A 19,459-nucleotide genomic window follows, 5' to 3' on the forward strand; every position below is an offset into this window, starting at 1 on the left:
GATCCGATGACGACTCAGGACAGTGCCGCCGACATCGCGCAGCGCGGCGGCGGCGCCCCCACGGCGTTCTTCACCGCCGACGGTGACCGGTTCGTCCCCACGGCGATCGCGCGCGGACCGTGGGGACAGACAATCAGCGGCAATTACCTCGGCGGACTACTCGGCCACGTGCTCGAACGCAACGCGGGCGAACCCGATCTCCAGCCGGCACGCCTGACCGTCGACCTGTTCCGACCCGCGGCGCTCGCACCGGTGCGCGTCGACACCAGCGTGGCGCGGCAGGGACGGCGCTTGAAGTTGGTCGACGCCGTCGCCACCCAGGACGAGACCGTCGTCGCCCGCGCCACCGGATTGTTCCTGCGCCGCGGCGAACAACCGGCCGACGAGATCTGGACCTCGCCGGTAACCATGCCGCCGATCCCGCCGACACCCGACCCGATCCCGCGCGGCCTGACCACGCTGGTGTGGACCTACGGCAAGGAGGACCACACTCCCGGGCCCGGCTTCGGTCTGTCCGCGTGGGAACACGCCGGCCCGAAGTACATCTGGGTACGCGACATCCGCCCACTCGTCACGGGCGAACCGCTCACCGCGTTCACCCGCGCCGCGATGGCAGGCGACATGGCCAGCTCGCTGACCCATTACGGCCCCATGGGTCTGCAGTTCATCAACGCCGACTACACGTTGACGCTGAGCCGGTTACCCGAAGGTCCCTACCTCGGGCTGGCCGCGCTGACCCACTACAGCCACGCCGGCGTCGCGACGGGTGTCGCCACCCTCGTCGACGAATCCGGTCCGATCGGCAGCGCTACGGCGACGGCGCTCTCCAACCCCGGCTTCGATCCGCCGCATCCGTAGCCCCTACTTGATCTTGTCGGCGATGGCGCTGGCAATCGCCAACCCTGAGCTTCCGACCGTGGGTGAACACGCGCGCACGTCGACAATCACGTTGGCGCGCAACGCCATATCGCGTTCGCACTGCTGCCCCGCCGTCGCCGATGTCGTCGGAGTGAGCTTCATCGTCATGACGCCCGCGGTGGTCGACGGCACGCCGAGATCGGCCTCCGTCGAGGCCCCCTGGTACTCGAACCTGATGTGGGTGGACTTGCAAGCGTTCCAGTCGGCGACCTGCCGGTCGTAGAAAGCCTTGGCCGCGTCCGCATCCGGGAAGGCCGTGACGGCCTGGACCAGCTTGTGGGTCGGATCCGAGAACACGCCCTGGATCACCATCGCCGTGAAACCGGACCCGTCGTAGGTGGCTTGGTAGGCCGGGCCCCACGCCCCGGTGCAGTTGGGTGGCGTGACCGACCCGGCGAGCGGCGCGTTCTCGGTCGGCATGGCGGTCATCCCGGGCTTGTTCATCCGTCCGCTGATGTCGTTGGCAGACAGCAGGAGTCCGGGCAGCGCATCGTCGGGAATGTTGCCGGGAGCGGTCGGCGCCGGGGCGGGCTCCGATGTCGGAACCCGGGCCCGCGTCGACGAAGCCGTCGTCTCCGTTGTCGCAGCCGCCGACCCGGAATCGTCACCGCCGGAGAGGGTGACGACGAGTATCACGATCACCGCGATGGCCGCCGCCGCGGCGGCGGCGCCGATACCCAGCATGCGGGCCTTGCCGCCGAACCTGTCGGGGCGTCTGCCCTGCGGCACGACCGTCGGCGGGGCACTCGACTGGGGGCGGTACGCCGGCTGAGGGCCGGGGAAGCTCGGGCCGGTGAGCTGGGCATTGGGCGGCACACTGGGGCGGGTGTAGGGCCGTGGACCCGTCGGCGGGGCCGGCCGTGGCGGGTCCGGCCACCGAGGTGCCTGCATCCTCTGCGCGGGACGCAGCGCGACGGTGGGCTCGTCGATCGCTCGTGCCGCGGCGGCGGCGAAGTCACCTGCTGTCTGATAGCGGTCGCTGGGATTCTTGGCCATGGCCCGGGCGATCACGTGATCGATCGCTGCGGGCAAGTCGGGCACCAGATCGGTGGCGCGCGGTGGCGGATCGTTGAGGTGCGCGGCCATCGTCGCCGCCATACCTCCGGAACTGCCGAACGGTGACCGCTGGGTCAGCAGGTCGAATAGCGAGCAGCCGAGCGAGTAGATGTCGGCGCGGCCGTCGACCGTGTAGCCGGACAGACTTTCCGGTGCGGCGTAAGCAATGGTGGCCACCACCATTCCCGTCGCCGTCAGGTTGGTCGCGTCGTCGAGTGCACGGGCAATTCCGAAGTCCGCCAAGAAAACTCGTTCGTCGTCGGCGGAGAGCAGGAAGTTGGCCGGCTTGACGTCGCGGTGCAGCAGCTGACGCCGGTGGGCGTAATCAAGCGCCTTGGCGACCTCGCCCACGATGTGCACGGCGCGCAGCGGAGTCATCCGGCGTGCGCGGGTCTCCTTCTCCGCGTCGCTGCCGTCGACATATTGCATCGCGATCCAGAGTTGGCCGTCCTCGGTCTCACCCCGGTTGTAGACCGTGACGATGTTGGGGTGATCCAACGTCGCTGCCAGGTCGGCCTCGCGCAGGAATCGGGCGCGGAAATGGTCGTCTTGCGACAGACCCTCCGAGAGGACCTTCAACGCGTCGCTGCGCGGCAGGGCGGGGTTGCGGGCCTTGTAGACCGTGCCCATTCCGCCCGCACCCAGTACCGCCTCGATGGTGTAACCGGCCACCGTCATGCCCGGGCTCAACGCCACGCTGCCCCCTCACTGGATCCCGTCCGTCCTAGCATGCCGTGTTGCACAGCGCGAACACCCCGCAGCCTCGAGAGGTTGCGGGGTGTCCGGTGGTACGGCGTGGAGGTCAGCTCAGGCCGACAACCTCCTGGGCGATCTCGGCTACGCGGGTCTGCGCGGCCGAAACCAGCCGCTGCCGGTTCTTATGCGCCTCCTCGTAGGCGATGATCGCCCGGATGTCGGCCGGATCCTCGAGTTCCTTGACCGCGGCGACGGCGTCGTTGAGGTTCAGCTCGTCGTACTCGGCGATCGGCAGCTCACCGGCGTCGAGAACGCCGGTGGCTGCGCGGGCGCTGTGAATCGCGTCGGCAGCGTCGTCTGCACCCTCGCGGCGAGCGACGTCCTCCGCACTCTGCAGCGCCGCGTCACGCGATGCACCGATCGCCTTGAGCGCGATCTCACCGGCATGCTGTGCGCGACGCACCAGGTCGTCGACGGCTGGGCCGGCGGAGCGCAGAAGTTCGGCGACCCGCTCGGCCGATTGCGCCGACCACTGCCCGGGCATGCCGACGATTTTCACTGCGGTACCAGCCGCCGCCTGCAGCGGAGTGCGACGCAGCGCAGCCGGTCCGCCCAGCGCGTCCTCGGCCAGCACGGTGGTCAGCCAGTTGACCGTGGCCGAATGCGCGGTGATCAGACGATCGGCGAGCGCTTGGACGTCGGTGTTCTTCGCCGCGACCGCGAGCGCCTTGATGTAGCGCGACCGATCGAGCAGCTGGTCCTCGAGCGCGAGATCGCCGAGTAGTGCCTCGTCGAACGGCTGGGCCTGCTCGGTCAGCGCCTTCACCGCGGCGGCGGCGCGGCCGAGGAACGGGCCGATGGTGTCGGGGAATCCGCCGAGGTCACGAATGGCCTTCTCGATGGCCTCCGCGCGGATACGGCCGTTGTCTGCGTTTTTGGTCAGCTCGTCACGGACCGCGTCGGTTCGTGCCTGCGCGATGCGGGTCTCGGCGACCTGAATCTCGGTGTGCGTCAGGTCGAGCACGGTGCGCAGTTGATTGATCAACGTGAGTTCAGCGGTCTTGGTGGTGGTGTCAGTCATGTGAATCGCCCCTTAAGCGTTGACGGATTGGGTCGGCGCTGGGGTGCACCTGACGATTGGCTACCCGACACACCGGGCCGGCCAACATTCAGGACTGTGAGATAGATCGCATCAGGCTCGCCGTGGCTTGAGCACGATCACGGGTATGTCGCGGTCGGCCCAGCTCTGGTACGTGTCGAAGTCGGCGTAGGCCTCGACCAGCTTCGGCCAGAGCCTCGCTATTTCCTCCGGCGACGCGGTCTCGGCGCGCACGGCGCGGCGATCGGTGCCGATCTCGATGTGGACGTCCGGGATCGCCACCAGATTGCGGTACCACTGCGGATGGGTGTCGCTACCACCCTTCGAAGCCACCACGATCACGTCCTGACCGTCTTCGATGAACACCAGCGGCGAGACGAACGTCTTACCGGATTTGCGGCCGGTGTGCTCGAGCAGCAACGTCGGCACCGGTTTCTTCAGTCCCGCACCGATGCGCCAGTTGGCGCCGATCTTCCCGCCGGACTTCCGATACACCCACACGTGCGCCTTGCCGGCGTACTTCATGATCGTGTCGACAAGCGGCGAATTCAGTTGTGCCGGTTTCTTGTTCGGGTCCATCTCTCCCCTGCAGGTACTGGGCGGTGCTGCCACCGACCGGCATGTCGCCCATGCCGAGCTTGCGATGATCCCAACTGCGCATCCGGCCGGGTACCACTCGCACGCAGATCCGGTTGTTCATCATCTGGTCGACGAACGGACGCATCTCGTCGGTGTACGGGCCGGTATAGCGCTCCCACACGCTGATGCCAACGCGCAGATTGGTTTCCGGATCGTCGATGATCTCGGCGGTGCCGTCGATCGACACTCCGCGCAGCGTGGTGTAACTCTGTCCGTCCTCGATCATGACGGTGATCGTGGGATCCCGGCGCAGGTTGACCGCCTTCTGCGACTTGGCCTTCGTCTCGAACCAGATCTCACCGTCGAGCACCGCGTACCACATCGCCACCAGGTGCGGCCGTCCGTTGGGGAGCACGGTCGCCATCGTCGCGGTGCGGCTGCGTTCGATGAACTCGGCGATCTCGTCGTCGCTCATGACGATTTTTGAACGTTCGTTCTTGCCCACGCGTCGATACTTTCAGGTCGACGTCGCTGTCACCGTCACCGGGATACCGTTCAGCGCCCCGTTGCCCGACGGCTCGTCGATGAAGTTCGGCGGGGACAGGACATTGGTGTTCACGCCCGGGGATTCGTTGGCGATCGACATCCGGGTGCCCGGCTTGCCGTGGCCCCAGCCATGCGGCATCGAGACCACGCCCGGCATGATCGCGGCGGTCACCTCGACTGGCACCTCGATGCTGCCTCCCTCCGACGTCACCCTGACCACGTCGCCGGTCACCACACCGTGCTTGACGGCATCATCGGTGTGCATCAGCAGCGTGCACCGGTCCTTGCCCTTCATCAGCGGACCGACGTTGTGCAGCCAGGAGTTGTTGGATCGCAGATGACGTCGGCTGACGAGGACCAGCTCGTCGGGCGCGCGGTCGAGACGCTGGGCCAGACGTGGCAGGTCGTCGAGCAGATATTGCGGTGCCAGCCGGATCTTCTTGTCGGCGGTCCCCAGGATATCTGGGACCTGCGGCACCATCGGCCCGAAGTTGATCCCGTTGGGTTGCGCCTTCAACCTTTCCAGCGTCAGGCCGTCGGGGTTCTCGCCGTACCTGTCACCGAACGGACCGGTACGCAGGGTGAGGTCCAGGATGCGTTCGGGGCCGCCATGTGTGTAGTGCTTGCGGATCTCCGCGCCGTCCAGGCCCTGAGTGAACGCCATGTAGTCGAAGAAGCCGTCGTCGATCGCGGCAACGTCGACGTCCTCGGCGGGCACGCCGGTGCACAGCCCGGTGAGCCTGACAAGGATCTCCCACTCGTGGGGGCGGTCTGGTTCGTCGGGCTCGAAGACCGGCGCCGAGTAGTTGGCGATGCTGTTGACCGCGAAGTTGAGGATCAGATCGTCATGGTGCGGCTGCTCCAGCGGCGACAGGCCGGGCAGGATGACGTCGGCGTGCCGCGTCGTTTCGTTCATCCACAGGTCGACGGCGATCATCGCGTCCAGTTGCGGCAGCACCTCATCCAGTTGGTGGCCGGCCGGAGTGGACAGCACCGGATTCCCCGCAACTGTGATGAGGGCCTTGATCTGCCCCTCCCCCGGCGTCGCGATCTCCTCGGCCAGGCACGACACCGGTACCTGCCCCAGTACCTCCTTGGCGCCGCGCACCCGGGTGCGAAAACGGCCGAATTCAGCGGCGCCGTCTTCGAGGCCGGGGATCGGCTGAACGGTCACCGACCACGCGGCGGCACGCGGGAACATCGAGCCGCCCGGCTTGTCGAAATGTCCGGTGAGGATGTTGACGACGTCGACGAGCCAGCTGGCCAGGCTGCCGAATTCCTGGTTGCACGTACCGATTCGGCCGTACACGACGGCGCGCTCGGTGCTGACGAGCTCGCGCGCGAGCTCCCTGATGCGCTGCGCTTCGATTCCGGTGACATCGGCGACCCGCTCCGGGGACCAGTCCGCGGCGACCTCCCGCAACTGGTCGAGCCCGTCGATGTGAGGAGCGAGGTCCCCAAGGACGACCAGGTCTTCGTCGAACAGGGTGTGGGTGACACCCATCAGCAACGCGGCGTCGGTACCGGGTGTGATCGGCAGCCATTCGCTGGCCCGCGCCGCGGTCTGGGTGCGGACGGGGTCGATGACAATCACCTTGCCGCGCTTGCGAATTCCGTCGACGATGCCCATGACGTCGGGCGCGGCCAGCAGGGAGCCCTGGGAGGCGGAGGGGTTGGCGCCCATCACCACCAGCAGGTCGGTGCGCTCGATGTCAGGTACCGGGAACGTCCACCATCCGCCGTACATCAGGTGCGACGAGAGGTTCTTCGGCCACTGATCGACGGTCCCGGGCGAGTAAGACAGCGGGATGCCCGACATGCCGAGCAGCACGCCGGTGTAGCGGCCGAGGGAGAACGAGTGCGCGAGCGGGTTTCCGGTGTAGCAGGTCACGGCGCCGATGCCGTGCTTCTCGATCAACGGTGCAAGCAGCTCGGTACAGCGGCGGAAGGCGGCGTCCCAGCCGACCTCCTGCCACTGGCCGTCGACTTTGATCATCGGCCGGCGGATCCGGTCGGGGTCATGGTGGACGGCGCCCAGGCTGGCGCCCTTGGGGCAGATGTGGCCGCGACTCCAGACGTCGTCACGGTTGCCGCGGATGCCGGTCACCTGTCTGTCTTCGACCTGAATCTCCAAGCCGCACATGGCTTCACACAGCGGACAGGTGTACAAATGGCGGCCGTCCTCGCCGACGCCGGCCAACAGGTTCGTCTGCGCGATCGTCATGACTGCCTCCTCGACGGTTCGGCGAACGTGGGTTACCGGCACGCTTCAGGGTGGCGGTTTCAAGCGGTCGATTTGCGTGCGGGTAACCCACGTTCGGCGACAAATAGTTGTGACACACTGTAACGACAAACGGGCGAAGGCAGGGCGCGAATCTTGGAGACCGTCGAACGGCGTCACCGGCGTCAGGGTTCGCGCCGCGACCCGTCGATCGACGCGGCGGTGCTCGCCGCGACCCGGCGCCTGCTCGTCGACCGTGGCTACTCGGCGACGACCATCGACCTGATCGCCTCCACGGCGCAGGTGAGCCGTCCGGCGGTATACCGCCGCTGGAGTTCCAAGGCGCAGCTGGTGCACGAGGCGCTGTTTCCCGACCTCGGGCCCGAGCCTCCCGCGGACGACTTCGTCAGCGAGATCACCCGGCTGTGCCGCGGGGCACTGGCCATGTACGAGGATCCGGCCGTACGCGAGGCACTTCCCGGTCTGCTCAGCGACTTACGGTCCGACCGCAGGATGCGCCGCGTGATCAGCGACCGCCTGGAAGCGGCCGCCCGCAACCAGCTGGCCTGCCGGATCGACGCCGCGGTCGCCGAGGGAACGGCCCGCCCCGGGATCGACGCCGACACCGTCATGGACGTCATAGCCGGCGGCGCGTGGTACGCGGTCTGCGTACGTCACGTCAACGACATCGACGCCGCAGCGGCAGCACTCAGCGAGCTGGTCCTGCGCGGAGTGCTCGTCTGAGTCGGTTCAAGAATTGTGGGCGAAGGGGGACTTGAACCCCCACGTCCCGAAGGACACTGGCACCTGAAGCCAGCGCGTCTGCCATTCCGCCACTCGCCCCAACAACCGGGGAAGACTATCACGCACAACACCGTGCTCCCCAACCGTGCCGATGCGGCGCTGCGGGCCGCGACGTCTTCCAGACAAACGCCGCTGACCTGCTGGGTTTCAATTCTCAGAATTCCATTGGTCACGCGTCGACGTGCCGGGCCGATACCATGCAGGCAAGGGCGGTGGCCAGGCGACACGCGGGTGAACAGCAAGGGTGCGCCCCCGGCCGCCGGCAAGGCGGCCGACAACAAATGAGGCAGGCGGTGATATGGGTCTGGTCGACCGTTTTGAGCGAAAGCTCGAGTCGACCGTCGGCGATGCTTTCGCACGGGTGTTCGGCGGATCGATCGTTCCGCAAGAGGTCGAGGCGATGCTTCGGCGCGAGGCAGAGACCGGTGCGCGCGAATTGGCCGCCGGGCGAGTTTTGGCGCCAAACGACTACGTCATTACCCTCAGTGTGCCTGACTATCAGGAGGTGAGTGCCGACCCGGACCTCACACCAACGACTTTTGCCAAGCACTTGGAGGGATACATCCATGAGCAGGGATGGCAAACGTATGGTGATGTGGTCGTCAGGTTCGAACAATCATCCAGCCTGCACACCGGACAATTTCGCGCGCGGGGGGCGGTCAATCCCGACTCCACCAGTGGCGATCCCGCCTCACCACCCCGAGACCTTTCGTCCAACGCAGAATCAGGAGTACCGATGAGCGACAACCCGACGCAATATGGCGGCCAGGCTCAGGGGCGGCCCGGCGACGAGTATTACGACGACCGATACGGCCGGCCAGACGACCGCGGACAGGATCCCCGCGGCCCCTACCCGCCGCAGGAGCAGGGCGGCTACCCGCCCCAGCGCGACGCGGGCTACCCACCGCGCCAGGGCGGCTATCCCGACCAAGGCGGCTATCCCGACCAGGGCGGCTACCCGGACCAGGGCGGCTATCCGGACCAGGGGGGCTACCCACCGCCGTCATACGAGCAGCGCCCGCCTGCCGGCTACGGCCCACCCCAGGGCGGCGGCGGATACCCGGATCAGGGCTACCGTCAGGCACCCGGCGGCTACGGCCCGCCCCCAGGTGGCCAGCAGCAGGGCTACCAGCCGCCGGCGAGTGACTACGACTACGGCCGTCCGCCTGCGCCATCGCGGCCCGACGACGGTGGCTACGGCCGCCCGTCCTATCCCGATCAGGGCGGTTACCCCGACCAAGGCGGCTATCCCGATCAGGGCGGGTACGGCGGACAGGCCTACGGCCGCCAGGACCAGGGCTACGGAGGCCAACCCGACTACGGCCGCTACGACCAGGGCGGTGCCGGATACGCCGAGCCCGGCTATGGCGAACCCCAGGGCGGCTACGACTACGGCCAGCCCGCGGGCGGCGGCTATGGCTACGGGCAGAGTGACTACCCCGCTGCCGGAGCCACCGTCACGCTGCAGCTCGACGACGGCAGCGGCCGGACTTACCAGCTGCGTGAAGGCGCGAACGTGATCGGTCGCGGACAGGACGCCCAGTTCCGCCTGCCCGACACCGGCGTCTCCCGCCGGCACCTGGAAATCCGCTGGGACGGCCAGGTCGCCCTGCTCGCCGACCTCAACTCGACCAACGGGACGACGGTCAACAACGCACCGGTCCAGGAGTGGCAGCTCGCCGACGGCGACGTCATCCGGCTGGGCCATTCGGAGATCGTCGTCCGCGTGCACTGAGGCTCGGCCGATCTGCGGCCGGCCCTCAACCGGGAGAAGCTGCCGGCTTCTCCCCATGCAGCTGGCCGTCCAAGTATCGTGACGTTGCCGAATGTGGCGACATCGATTTGGCTGTCGATGCGACGGAAACGAATGGGGACGGAGAGGACGTCAGATGCAGGGGTTGGTACTGCAACTGACACGCGTCGGCTTTCTGTTGCTTCTGTGGTTGTTCATCTGGTCGGTGCTGCGGATCCTGAGGACCGACATCTATGCACCGACCGGAGCAGTCATGGTGCGACGGGGACTGCCGTTGCGGGGTTCGCTGCTGCCCAATCGCGGCCGCAGGAACGTGGCGCGGCAGCTGGTCGTCACCGAGGGAGCGCTCGCGGGAACGCGCATCACATTAGGCACCCAGCCGGTGCTGATCGGCCGCGCCGACGACTCCACTCTGGTTCTCACCGACGACTACGCCTCGACACGGCACGCAAGGCTGTCCCCTCGAGGTTCGGAATGGTACGTAGAAGACCTAGGATCGACCAACGGCACATACCTCGACAGGGCCAAGGTGACGACTGCGGTACGCGTTTCGATGGGGACGCCGGTTCGAATCGGCAAGACGGTAATTGAGCTGCGCCCGTGACACTGGTGCTTCGATATGCCGCGCGCAGCGACCGCGGCCTGGTCCGCGCCAACAACGAGGACTCCGTCTACGCCGGTGCGCGCCTGCTCGCGCTGGCCGACGGCATGGGCGGTCACGCGGCCGGCGAGGTCGCCTCGCAGCTGGTGATCGCGGCGCTGGCTCACCTCGACGACGACGAGCCCGGCGGCGACCTGCTGAGCAAGCTCGACACCGCGGTCCGGGAGGGCAACTCCGCCATCGCCGCTCAGGTCGAGGCGGACCCCGAGCTCGAAGGCATGGGCACCACGTTGACCGCGATCCTGTTCGCGGGCAATCGTCTTGGCCTTGTTCACATCGGCGACTCCCGCGGCTATCTGCTGCGCGACGGTGAACTGACCCAGATCACCAAGGACGACACCTTCGTCCAGACACTGGTCGATGAGGGCCGCATCACGCTCGAGGAGGCGCACAGCCACCCGCAGCGGTCGCTGATCATGCGCGCGCTCACCGGTCACGAGGTCGAGCCCACCCTGATCATGCGTGAGGCCAGGGCCGGGGACCGTTACCTGCTGTGCTCCGACGGGCTGTCCGATCCGGTCAGCCACGACACCATCCTCGAAGCGCTGCAGATCCCCGACACGGCTGAAAGTGCGGACCGCCTAATCGAATTGGCTCTGCGCGGCGGCGGACCCGACAACGTGACGGTCGTGGTGGCCGACGTCGTCGACTACGACTACGGCCAGACCCAGCCGATTCTCGCCGGTGCGGTATCCGGTGACGACGATCAGACCGCGCCCCCCAACACGGCAGCGGGCCGCGCGTCGGCTTTCAACCCACGCCGCAATGTGGCCAAGCGGGTGGAACCCCCTCCCGAGGAGCCGGTTCGTGCACCGAGATCGCGGCGGCGAATGTTCATCGCCGCCGCGCTTTTGATTTTGGTGGTCGTCGCCGGTCTGGTCATCGGCCGCGAGGTCGTGCGCAGCAACTATTACGTCGCCGCGCACAACGGCACCGTATCGATCATGCGCGGCATACCCGGATCGATCCTCGGCGTCGCGATGCAGGAGACCTACCGGCACGGTTGCCTGACGGCCCGCAACGACCTCAACCTCATCGCACCGGGCCAATCGGCGTCCGGCTGCCAGCTTTTCCGTGTCACAGATCTGAAGCAGGCCGACCGGGCTCAGGTGGAAGCGGGACTGCCGACCGGTTCCGAAGACGACGCCATCGGCCAGATCAACAAGCTCGCCCAGGGTTCGGTGCTGCCGGTCTGCCCGCCGCCGGCCGCCACGCCGTCGCCGTCGCCGCGCACCACGGCCGTCCCGCATTCGCCGGATCCGTCGAATTCTCCAGGGCTGCCTAACAATCCACCGGCCAGCACGACCGCGGGCGAGCCGACCGAACGCACGTCGACACCGGCGCCGGAAACCCCGCGGACGCTCACGAAGCCGCCTCCCCCTCCCGGGTCGGACACTCCCCAGTCGCCCGCGTCCCCCGCCCCGCCGGCGCCGACCACCCCGCCACCCACACCGTCTCCGACCGTCACCGCACTCCCCCCGCCGCCGCAGGTACCCGGGACGGACTGCCGGGAATTGTCATGACCACCCAGCCGCAGTCACCGGTGGCCGTCACTCCCCCGCTTCCGAACAGGCGCAACGCCGAGCTGTTCCTGCTCGGCTTCGCCGCGGTCATCACCGCGGTCGCACTGCTGCTCGTCGAGGCCAATCAGGAACAGGGCCTGCGTTGGGATCTGGCCCAGTACGTCGTCGCGTATCTGGCGCTCTTCGCCGGTGCGCATCTCGCGGTGCGACGGTTCGCGCCGTACGCCGACCCGCTGCTGCTTCCGGTTGTCGCGCTGCTGAATGGGTTGGGTCTGGTGATGATTCACCGTCTGGACCTCGCCGAGGGCGTGCTCATCGAGCAGGGCCTCGGCGGCACCGCCGACCAGCAGATGCTGTGGACCCTCGTGGGAGTCATCGGCTTCTCACTCGTCGTGATCTTCCTGCGGGATCACCGCATGCTCGCGCGCTACGGCTACGTGTGTGGTCTCACTGGCCTGGTCCTGCTGATCATCCCGGCGGTCCTGCCCAGGTCGATGTCCGAGCAGAATGGCGCGAAGATCTGGATTCGGTTGCCGGGCTTCTCCATTCAGCCGGCCGAGTTCTCGAAGATCCTGCTGCTCGTCTTCTTCGCCTCGGTCCTGGTGTCCAAGCGCAGCGTGTTCACCAGCGCGGGCAAGCACTTCCTCGGCATGGACCTGCCCCGGCCCCGTGACCTCGCTCCGCTGCTGGCGGCGTGGATCGCGTCGATCGGCGTGATGATCTTCGAGAAGGACCTCGGCACCTCGCTGCTGCTGTACGCGTCGTTCCTGGTGATGGTTTACATCGCAACCGACCGGCTCAGCTGGGTGGTTATCGGCCTGGGACTGTTCGCTGCGGGAAGCGTTGCGGCATATCACCTTTTCGGTCACGTCCAGGTTCGCGTACAGACCTGGCTGGATCCGTTCGCCGACCCCGAGGGTGCCGGCTACCAGATGGTGCAGTCGATGTTCAGCTTCGCGACGGGCGGGATCTTCGGTACCGGCCTGGGCAACGGGCAGCCTGGCACGGTGCCAGCCGCGTCGACCGATTTCATCATCGCAGCCATCGGTGAGGAACTCGGGCTGGTGGGCCTGGCGGCCGTCCTGATGCTGTACACGATCGTGATCATCCGCGGCCTTCGCACGGCGATCGCGGTGCGCGACAGCTTCGGCAAGCTGTTGGCCGCCGGGCTGGCGTCGACGCTGGCGATCCAGCTGTTCATCGTCGTGGGCGGCGTCACGAAGCTGATCCCATTGACCGGTCTCACCACACCGTGGATGTCCTACGGCGGCTCGTCGCTGCTGGCCAACTACCTGCTGCTGGCGATCCTGGTCCGGATATCCCACTCCGCGCGACGCCCCATCGTCACCAGCCCGCAGTCCGCGACCCCGATCGCGGCGGTGAGCACCGAGGTGATCGAGAAGGTATGAACACCTCACTGCGCCGTATCGCCGTCTCGGTCATGGTCCTCGTCGTGCTCCTGCTGGCCAATGCCACGCTCACCCAGGTGTTCACCGCGGACGGCCTGCGGTCGGATCCGCGCAATCAGCGGGTGCTGCTCGACGAGTACTCGCGTCAGCGCGGCCAGATCTCGGCGGGCGGTCAGCTGCTGGCGTATTCGGTGTCGACCAACGGCCGGTTCCGCTTCCTTCGCGTGTATCCCAATCCGTACGCGTATGCGCCCGTCACCGGGTTCTACTCACTGCAGTACTCGAGCACCGGACTCGAGCGCGCCGAGGACACCGTCCTCAACGGGTCGGATCAACGCCTGTTCGGGCGGCGGCTCGCCGACTTCTTCACCGGGCGTGACCCGCGCGGCGGGAATGTCGACACGACCATCAAACCCCAGGTGCAACAAGCGGCCTGGGACGCGATAAAGGACGGCTGCGGCGGCCCGTGCAAGGGCTCGGTGGTGGCACTCGAGCCGTCCACCGGCAAGATCCTCGCAATGGTGTCGTCGCCGTCCTACGATCCCAATCTGCTGGCCACCCACAATCTGGAGGAGCAGTCGGCCGCCTGGCAGCGGCTGCGCGACGATCCCGATGCACCGCTGCTGAACCGTGCGATCTCCGAAACCTACCCGCCCGGCTCGACATTCAAGGTCATCACCACCGCGGCCGCGCTCGAAAGCGGTGCGAACGAGAACACCCAGGTGACGACCGCGGCGCGAATCCCGTTGCCAGACAGCACCGCAACCCTGGAGAACTTCGACGGCTCCACTTGTGGTCCTGGCCCGACGACCACGCTGCGTCAGGCATTCGCGAAGTCTTGCAACACGGCATTCGTCGAGCTCGGCTTGGACGCGGGAAGGGATGCCGTGCGATCGGCGGCGCAGTCCTTTGGATTGGATACCCCTCCCCCGATGATCCCGCTGCAGGTCGTCGAGTCGACCGTGGGACCGATTCCCGACGAGGCCGCGCTGGGCATGTCGAGCATCGGGCAGAAGGACGTCGCGGTGACGCCATTGCAGAACGCATTGGTGGCCGCGACCATCGCGAACGACGGGGTGACGATGCGTCCGTACCTGGTCGATAGCCTTAAGGGACCCGACCTTGCCAATATCGGGTCGGCGGCGCCGCAGGAAGAGCGGCGAGCGGTGTCGCAGGAGGTCGCCGATACACTGACGGATCTGATGGTCGCCGCTGAGCAGGGCACGCAGCAGAAGGGAGCCATCGCCGGCGTGCAGATCGCTTCGAAGACCGGCACGGCGGAGCACGGTACCGACCCGCGCAACACCCCACCGCATGCCTGGTACATCGCATTCGCCCCGGCGCAGGCACCCAAGGTCGCCGTCGCCGTGCTGGTCGAGGACGGGGGCGACCGCTTGTCCGCCACCGGAGGGACGCTGGCCGCGCCGATCGGGCGGGCCACCATCGCCGCAGCGCTGCGGGAGGGAACATGAGTCCCCGCGTAGGAGTGACGCTGTCCGGCCGCTACCGGCTGCAGCGGCTCATCGCCACCGGCGGCATGGGCCAGGTCTGGGAAGGTATCGACTCCCGGCTGGGCCGCCGCGTCGCGGTCAAGGTGCTCAAGGCCGAGTACTCCGAGGACGCGGAGTTCGTCGAACGGTTCCGAGCCGAGGCACGCACCGTGGCGATGCTCAACCACCCCGGTATCGCCAGCGTGTACGACTACGGCGAAACCGACATGGACGGTGAGGGCCGCACCGCCTATCTGGTGATGGAACTCGTCAACGGCGAACCACTGAACTCGGTGCTCAAGCGCACCGGCCGGCTCTCGCTGCGCCATGCGCTGGACATGCTCGAGCAGACCGGCCGGGCGCTGCAGGTCGCCCACACGGCGGGGTTGGTACATCGTGACGTCAAACCGGGCAACATCCTGATCACGCCGACCGGTCAGGTCAAACTCACCGACTTCGGCATCGCCAAGGCCGTCGACGCCGCCCCGGTCACCCAGACCGGCATGGTGATGGGCACCGCCCAGTACATCGCCCCCGAGCAGGCGCTCGGCCATGACGCCACCGCGGCCAGCGATGTGTACTCACTGGGAGTCGTTGGCTACGAGTCTGTTTCGGGCAAGCGGCCCTTCACCGGAGACGGTGCGCTGACCGTCGCGATGAAGCACATCAAGGAGACGCCCCCGCCACTGCCCGCCGATCTGCCGCCCAACGTGCGCGAGCTGATCGAGATCACCCTGGTCAAGAATCCGGGTATGCGGTATCGCTCCGGCGGGCTGTTCGCCGACGCCGTCGCCGCCGTCCGCTCGGGCCGACGTCCCCCGCGTCCGAACCAGGCGCCGACACTCGGCCGGGCCACCCCCGCGGCCGTGCCCTCGGCAGCCCAGGCTCGCGCCGCCGCGGATCTGAGCACGCGTTCCCCCGTCACCGCCGCCCGGCCCCGTCCGTCCACCGGAAGCCATCGCCCTCCCCCGGCGCCGTCTCGCGGCACGTTCTCCTCGGGCCAGCGAGCGCTGCTATGGGCGGCCGGTGTGCTCGGTGCCCTGGCCATCGTCATCGCGATTCTGATCGTGCTCAACGCCCAGGACCGCAAGGACCAGGAACAGACACCGCCGCCGACGATCACCGACACGATCACCGAGACCACGCCGTTCTCGCCGACAGCGATGCCGGAACGGCCCGGGCAGGCAGGTGTCGGCGATGGTGGGGCAGAATTCGGGGTAACCCGACTCAATGCGATCGCGTCCCCGGCAACGATGCAGGTGATGGGTCCGCCCACCGAGCCGCAGGGCACACGGTCCTCCTCGACGCCAGAACAGACATTGCAATGACAACCCCGCAACACCTGTCCGACCGGTACGAACTCGGCGACATCCTGGGCTTCGGCGGCATGTCCGAAGTCCACTTGGCGCGCGATCAGCGGTTGCACCGCGACGTCGCCGTCAAGGTGCTGCGCGCAGATCTCGCCCGCGATCCGAGCTTCTACCTCCGGTTCCGACGGGAGGCGCAGAACGCCGCCGCGCTGAACCATCCCGCCATCGTCGCGGTCTATGACACCGGTGAGGCGGAGACACCCAACGGCCCGCTGCCCTACATCGTGATGGAGTACGTCGAGGGCGTCACGCTGCGCGACATCGTCCACACCGAGGGGCCGATGGAGCCGCGCCGGGCCATCGAGGTGATCGCCGATGCGTGCCAGGCCCTGAACTTCAGCCACCAGCACGGGATCATCCACCGCGACGTCAAACCCGCGAACATCATGATCAGCAACACCGGCGCGGTGAAGGTGATGGACTTCGGCATCGCACGCGCGCTCGCCGACGCCAACAATGTCACCCAGACCGCCGCCGTGATCGGCACCGCGCAGTACCTGTCGCCCGAGCAGGCGCGCGGCGAGAAGGTCGACGCCCGTTCCGACGTCTACTCGCTGGGCTGCGTCCTGTACGAAATCCTCACTGGCGAACCACCTTTCGTCGGTGATTCACCGGTTGCCGTGGCCTATCAACACGTCCGCGAGGACCCGGTGCCCCCCTCGCAGCGCCACGAAGGCATCTCCCCCGAGCTGGACGCCGTCGTCCTCAAGGCCCTCGCGAAAAACCCTGACAATCGATATCAGACGGCGGCGGAGATGCGCACCGATCTGGTGAAAGTGCACAGCGGCGAGCAACCCGACGCACCCAAGGTGTTCACCGACGCCGAGCGCAGCTCGCTCATGTCGGCCGCGCCGGGCGACCACCAGACCGAGCCGATCGACCCCGTCGGGCGAGCGCAGCCCCAGTACATCGAGCGGGAGCGGCGCGGCTCGGTCGGCCGCTGGCTGGTCGCGGTGGCGGTGCTCGCCGTGCTGACCGTGCTGGTGACGCTGGCGATCAACACCTTCGGCGGCAGCACGCGCGCCGTCCAAGTGCCCGACGTGAGCGGCAAGGTGTCGGCCGACGCGATCGCCGAGCTGCAGAACCGCGGGTTCAGAACTCGCACGCTGCAGAAGCCCGATTCCAATGTGCCTCCCGACCACGTCATCGGCACCGACCCGGCCGCCAACGCGTCGGTCGACGCCGGTGACGAGATCACCATCAACGTGTCCACCGGCCCCGAGCAGCGTGAGATCCCCGACGTCAGGAGCCTCAGCTACGACGACGCCGTCGAGAAGCTCGCGGACGCCGGCTTCGAGAACTTCCGGCCGTCTTCCTCGCCGTCGACACCGGAGATGAAGGACAAGGTGCTCGGCACCAATCCGCCGGTCAACCAGACGTCGGCGATCACCAACGAGATCACGATCGTGCTGGGCGCGGGCCCCGAGACGCGTCCCGTCCCAGACGTCAAGGACCAATCGCAGGAGAGCGCTGTACAAATCCTCACCGCGTCGGGCTTCACCACCACCGTCCCGGTCCAGGTGGACAGCACGCTTCCGGCCGGCCAATTGATCGGCACCAATCCACCTGCGGGACAGACCGTTCCGGTCGATACGGTGATCCAGCTGCAGGTCTCGAGGGGCAACCAGTTCATCATGCCGGACCTGCGGGGTCAGTTCTGGACCGACGCCGAGCCGCGACTGCGTGCCCTCGGCTGGACGGGCGTGCTGGACCGTGGCGCCGACGTGCAGAACAGCGGTCAGCGCACCAACGCCGTGGTGACGCAGAGTCCGTCAGCCGGAACCGGTGTCAACTACGACAGTCGGATCACGCTGAGCTTCGCGTCGTAGCCGCGGCGACCGCGGTCGCGACTTCGTCCTCCAGCCGACTGACGAGGGTCTCGGCCGGCGGTGCGCCGCAGTAACCCAACCAGTTGGCCAGCATGCGGTGCCCGCCCTCGGTCAGGATCGACTCGGGATGGAATTGCACACCGTGAATGGGCAATTCGACGTGTCGCACGCCCATGACGACACCACCCTCGGTGCGGGCGATCACTTCGAGTTCGGCCGGCATCGTCTCGGGGAGAATGGTCAGCGAGTGATAGCGCGTGGCGGTGAACGGATCCGGAAGGCCTTGCAGCACACCGCTATTCGAGTGGTGCACCGTGCTGGTCTTGCCGTGCAGCAGTTCGGGGGCACGGTCGACGGTACCTCCGAACGCCACGCCGATGGCCTGGTGTCCCAGGCACACGCCGAGCAGCGGCGTCGCGGCCGCCGCGCAGGCCGTCACGAGCGAAATCGATGCGCCGGCACGTTCGGGGGTACCGGGGCCGGGGGAGAGGAGCACTCCGTCGAACGTCGCCGCCACGTTGGCGATGTCGTCCTCGGTGCCCAGGCGGTCGTCGTCGTTACGCCAGACTTCGGCGTTCACCCCGAGCTGGCCCAGATACTGGACGAGGTTGAACACGAAGCTGTCGTAGTTGTCGACGACGAGGACACGCATAAGGCCAGGTTACCGGTAGCGAATTGTGCACGATTACCGGCGGTGAACGCCGCTTTTCGTGCACAAATCGCTCAGTAGCCGACGGGTCCCGCGGGCCTGGCGAACTTCATCCGCAGCGGCTCGCGGTAACCCACCAGCTCGACCTGCGTCCGGGGCTCCTCGGTATAGCCGAGCCCAAACCGGACCACGTACTGCCGGTACAGCGTGACCAACGGTGCGCCCGCCAGCGCGGCCTGCATGACTTCCGCGTCGCCGATCGCGGTGATGACGTACGGCGGGCTGTAGGTCCGTCCGTTGAGGAGCAGCGTGTTGCCCACACAGCGCGGCGCCGAGGTGCCGATGATCCGCTGGTCCTGCATCTGGATGCCCTCGGCCCCTGCGCTCCACAGCGCATTGAGCACGGCGTCGATGTCCTGTTGGTGCACGACGAGGTCGTCGGGGGATGCGTCGCGGGGAAACCGCCCCTCAGCGTCGCGCTGCGCGTCGTTCAGCGTTACCACCAGGCCGGGTCCGCGCATCGGTTCCAGGCCGGCCTCGACGGCCAGCTGGGCAGACCGCTTGGTGATGGCGGCCAATGCTGCGTCTGCCCCCGGCGAGCCGCCGTGATGGCTGTCCAGGGTGTTAGCCAGCGAGTCGCGTTCTACGGTCAGCCGATCCACCGACTGTTGGGCTTCGCGCACCAGGTCGACCAACCGGGGCGCGTCGCTGCGTCTGATCTCGCCGCCGTCGGACACATTGTGCGTCGTCGCCAGCAGAAGCCCGGCCAACAGGCAGACCACGGGCACGCCGAACCGCCATACGGACTTCGACCTGGGCGCCATTGGCGTGTCTCCTGGAGGTGGTGCCTGCGATA

At 67.5% G+C, this 19,459-nt stretch carries 15 protein-coding genes, 1 tRNA gene and 1 pseudogene; 9 read left to right on the plus strand and 8 right to left on the minus strand.

The window, feature by feature from the left end:
- The first annotated feature begins 6 nt into the window (after positions 1–6).
- Positions 7–858: an acyl-CoA thioesterase domain-containing protein gene (locus G6N36_RS20955; RefSeq protein ID WP_163688772.1), complete on the plus strand. Its 852-nt coding sequence runs from the start codon at positions 7–9 to the stop codon at positions 856–858.
- Positions 859–861: 3 nt separating this feature from the next.
- Here the strand turns inward: G6N36_RS20955 and G6N36_RS20960 are convergent, their stop codons facing one another.
- The 5 genes and pseudogenes from G6N36_RS20960 to G6N36_RS20980 form a co-directional block, all read right to left on the minus strand.
- On the minus strand, positions 862–2,670 hold the full coding sequence (locus tag G6N36_RS20960; RefSeq protein ID WP_163688773.1) for a serine/threonine-protein kinase PknH/PknJ: 1,809 nt from the start codon (positions 2,668–2,670) through the stop codon (positions 862–864).
- A 106-nt stretch (positions 2,671–2,776) separates the two neighbouring features.
- On the minus strand, positions 2,777–3,751 hold the full coding sequence (locus G6N36_RS20965) for a ferritin-like domain-containing protein (protein ID WP_163688774.1): 975 nt from the start codon (positions 3,749–3,751) through the stop codon (positions 2,777–2,779).
- A 111-nt stretch (positions 3,752–3,862) separates the two neighbouring features.
- Positions 3,863–4,348 (minus strand): nitroreductase family deazaflavin-dependent oxidoreductase, encoded by a 486-nt coding sequence (locus G6N36_RS20970; RefSeq protein WP_163688775.1) that lies wholly within the window; start codon positions 4,346–4,348, stop codon positions 3,863–3,865.
- A gap of 10 nt (positions 4,349–4,358) precedes the next feature.
- Positions 4,359–4,853, minus strand: a pseudogene (locus tag G6N36_RS20975) (pyridoxamine 5'-phosphate oxidase family protein); the annotation flags it as partial.
- Between the two features lie 12 nt (positions 4,854–4,865).
- Entirely contained in the window at positions 4,866–7,118 is a 2,253-nt protein-coding gene (locus tag G6N36_RS20980; protein WP_163688776.1) for a molybdopterin-dependent oxidoreductase, read from the minus strand.
- A gap of 150 nt (positions 7,119–7,268) precedes the next feature.
- Between G6N36_RS20980 and G6N36_RS20985 the strand changes: the two genes are divergently transcribed.
- Positions 7,269–7,859: a TetR/AcrR family transcriptional regulator gene (locus G6N36_RS20985; RefSeq protein WP_163690791.1), complete on the plus strand. Its 591-nt coding sequence runs from the start codon at positions 7,269–7,271 to the stop codon at positions 7,857–7,859.
- A gap of 16 nt (positions 7,860–7,875) precedes the next feature.
- On the opposite strand, the gene G6N36_RS20990 is transcribed toward G6N36_RS20985, so the two are convergent.
- Positions 7,876–7,958, minus strand: a tRNA-Leu gene (locus G6N36_RS20990).
- Positions 7,959–8,217: 259 nt separating this feature from the next.
- On the opposite strand from G6N36_RS20990, the gene G6N36_RS20995 reads away from it, so the two are divergent.
- From G6N36_RS20995 to pknB, 7 genes are all read left to right on the plus strand, one after another.
- A complete protein-coding gene (locus tag G6N36_RS20995) occupies positions 8,218–9,654 on the plus strand; it encodes an FHA domain-containing protein (RefSeq protein ID WP_163688777.1) in 1,437 nt (478 codons plus the stop codon).
- Positions 9,655–9,808: 154 nt separating this feature from the next.
- The gene (locus G6N36_RS21000) at positions 9,809–10,276 is read left to right on the plus strand and encodes an FHA domain-containing protein FhaB/FipA (protein WP_083129340.1); all 468 of its coding nucleotides are present in this window, start codon (positions 9,809–9,811) and stop codon (positions 10,274–10,276) included.
- The gene (locus G6N36_RS21005) at positions 10,273–11,856 is read left to right on the plus strand and encodes a PP2C family protein-serine/threonine phosphatase (protein WP_163688778.1); all 1,584 of its coding nucleotides are present in this window, start codon (positions 10,273–10,275) and stop codon (positions 11,854–11,856) included. Before G6N36_RS21000 ends, G6N36_RS21005 begins: the two co-directional genes overlap by 4 nt.
- Positions 11,853–13,265: a peptidoglycan glycosyltransferase RodA gene (locus G6N36_RS21010; protein ID WP_163688779.1), complete on the plus strand. Its 1,413-nt coding sequence runs from the start codon at positions 11,853–11,855 to the stop codon at positions 13,263–13,265. The genes G6N36_RS21005 and G6N36_RS21010 overlap by 4 nt, the downstream gene beginning before the upstream one ends.
- Positions 13,262–14,737: a D,D-transpeptidase PbpA gene (pbpA, locus tag G6N36_RS21015; protein ID WP_163688780.1), complete on the plus strand. Its 1,476-nt coding sequence runs from the start codon at positions 13,262–13,264 to the stop codon at positions 14,735–14,737. The genes G6N36_RS21010 and pbpA overlap by 4 nt, the downstream gene beginning before the upstream one ends.
- Positions 14,734–16,083, plus strand: a complete 1,350-nt coding sequence (locus G6N36_RS21020; protein ID WP_163688781.1) for a serine/threonine-protein kinase — start codon at positions 14,734–14,736, stop codon at positions 16,081–16,083. Before pbpA ends, G6N36_RS21020 begins: the two co-directional genes overlap by 4 nt.
- On the plus strand, positions 16,080–17,954 hold the full coding sequence (gene pknB / locus G6N36_RS21025) for a Stk1 family PASTA domain-containing Ser/Thr kinase (protein WP_163688782.1): 1,875 nt from the start codon (positions 16,080–16,082) through the stop codon (positions 17,952–17,954). Before G6N36_RS21020 ends, pknB begins: the two co-directional genes overlap by 4 nt.
- Here pknB and G6N36_RS21030 read toward each other — a convergent pair.
- Together G6N36_RS21030 and G6N36_RS21035 are read right to left on the minus strand one after the other, a co-directional pair.
- Positions 17,932–18,606 (minus strand): aminodeoxychorismate/anthranilate synthase component II, encoded by a 675-nt coding sequence (locus tag G6N36_RS21030; protein WP_163688783.1) that lies wholly within the window; start codon positions 18,604–18,606, stop codon positions 17,932–17,934. The two genes, pknB and G6N36_RS21030, sit on opposite strands and share 23 nt — an antisense overlap.
- Before the next feature lie 71 nt (positions 18,607–18,677).
- Positions 18,678–19,427 carry a DUF881 domain-containing protein gene (locus G6N36_RS21035; protein WP_163688784.1) on the minus strand — a complete coding sequence of 250 codons (750 nt, stop codon included), beginning with the start codon at positions 19,425–19,427 and terminating at the stop codon, positions 18,678–18,680.
- Positions 19,428–19,459 lie beyond the last annotated feature (32 nt).

Source organism: Mycolicibacterium gadium, assembly GCF_010728925.1.
GTDB lineage: Bacteria > Actinomycetota > Actinomycetes > Mycobacteriales > Mycobacteriaceae > Mycobacterium > Mycobacterium gadium.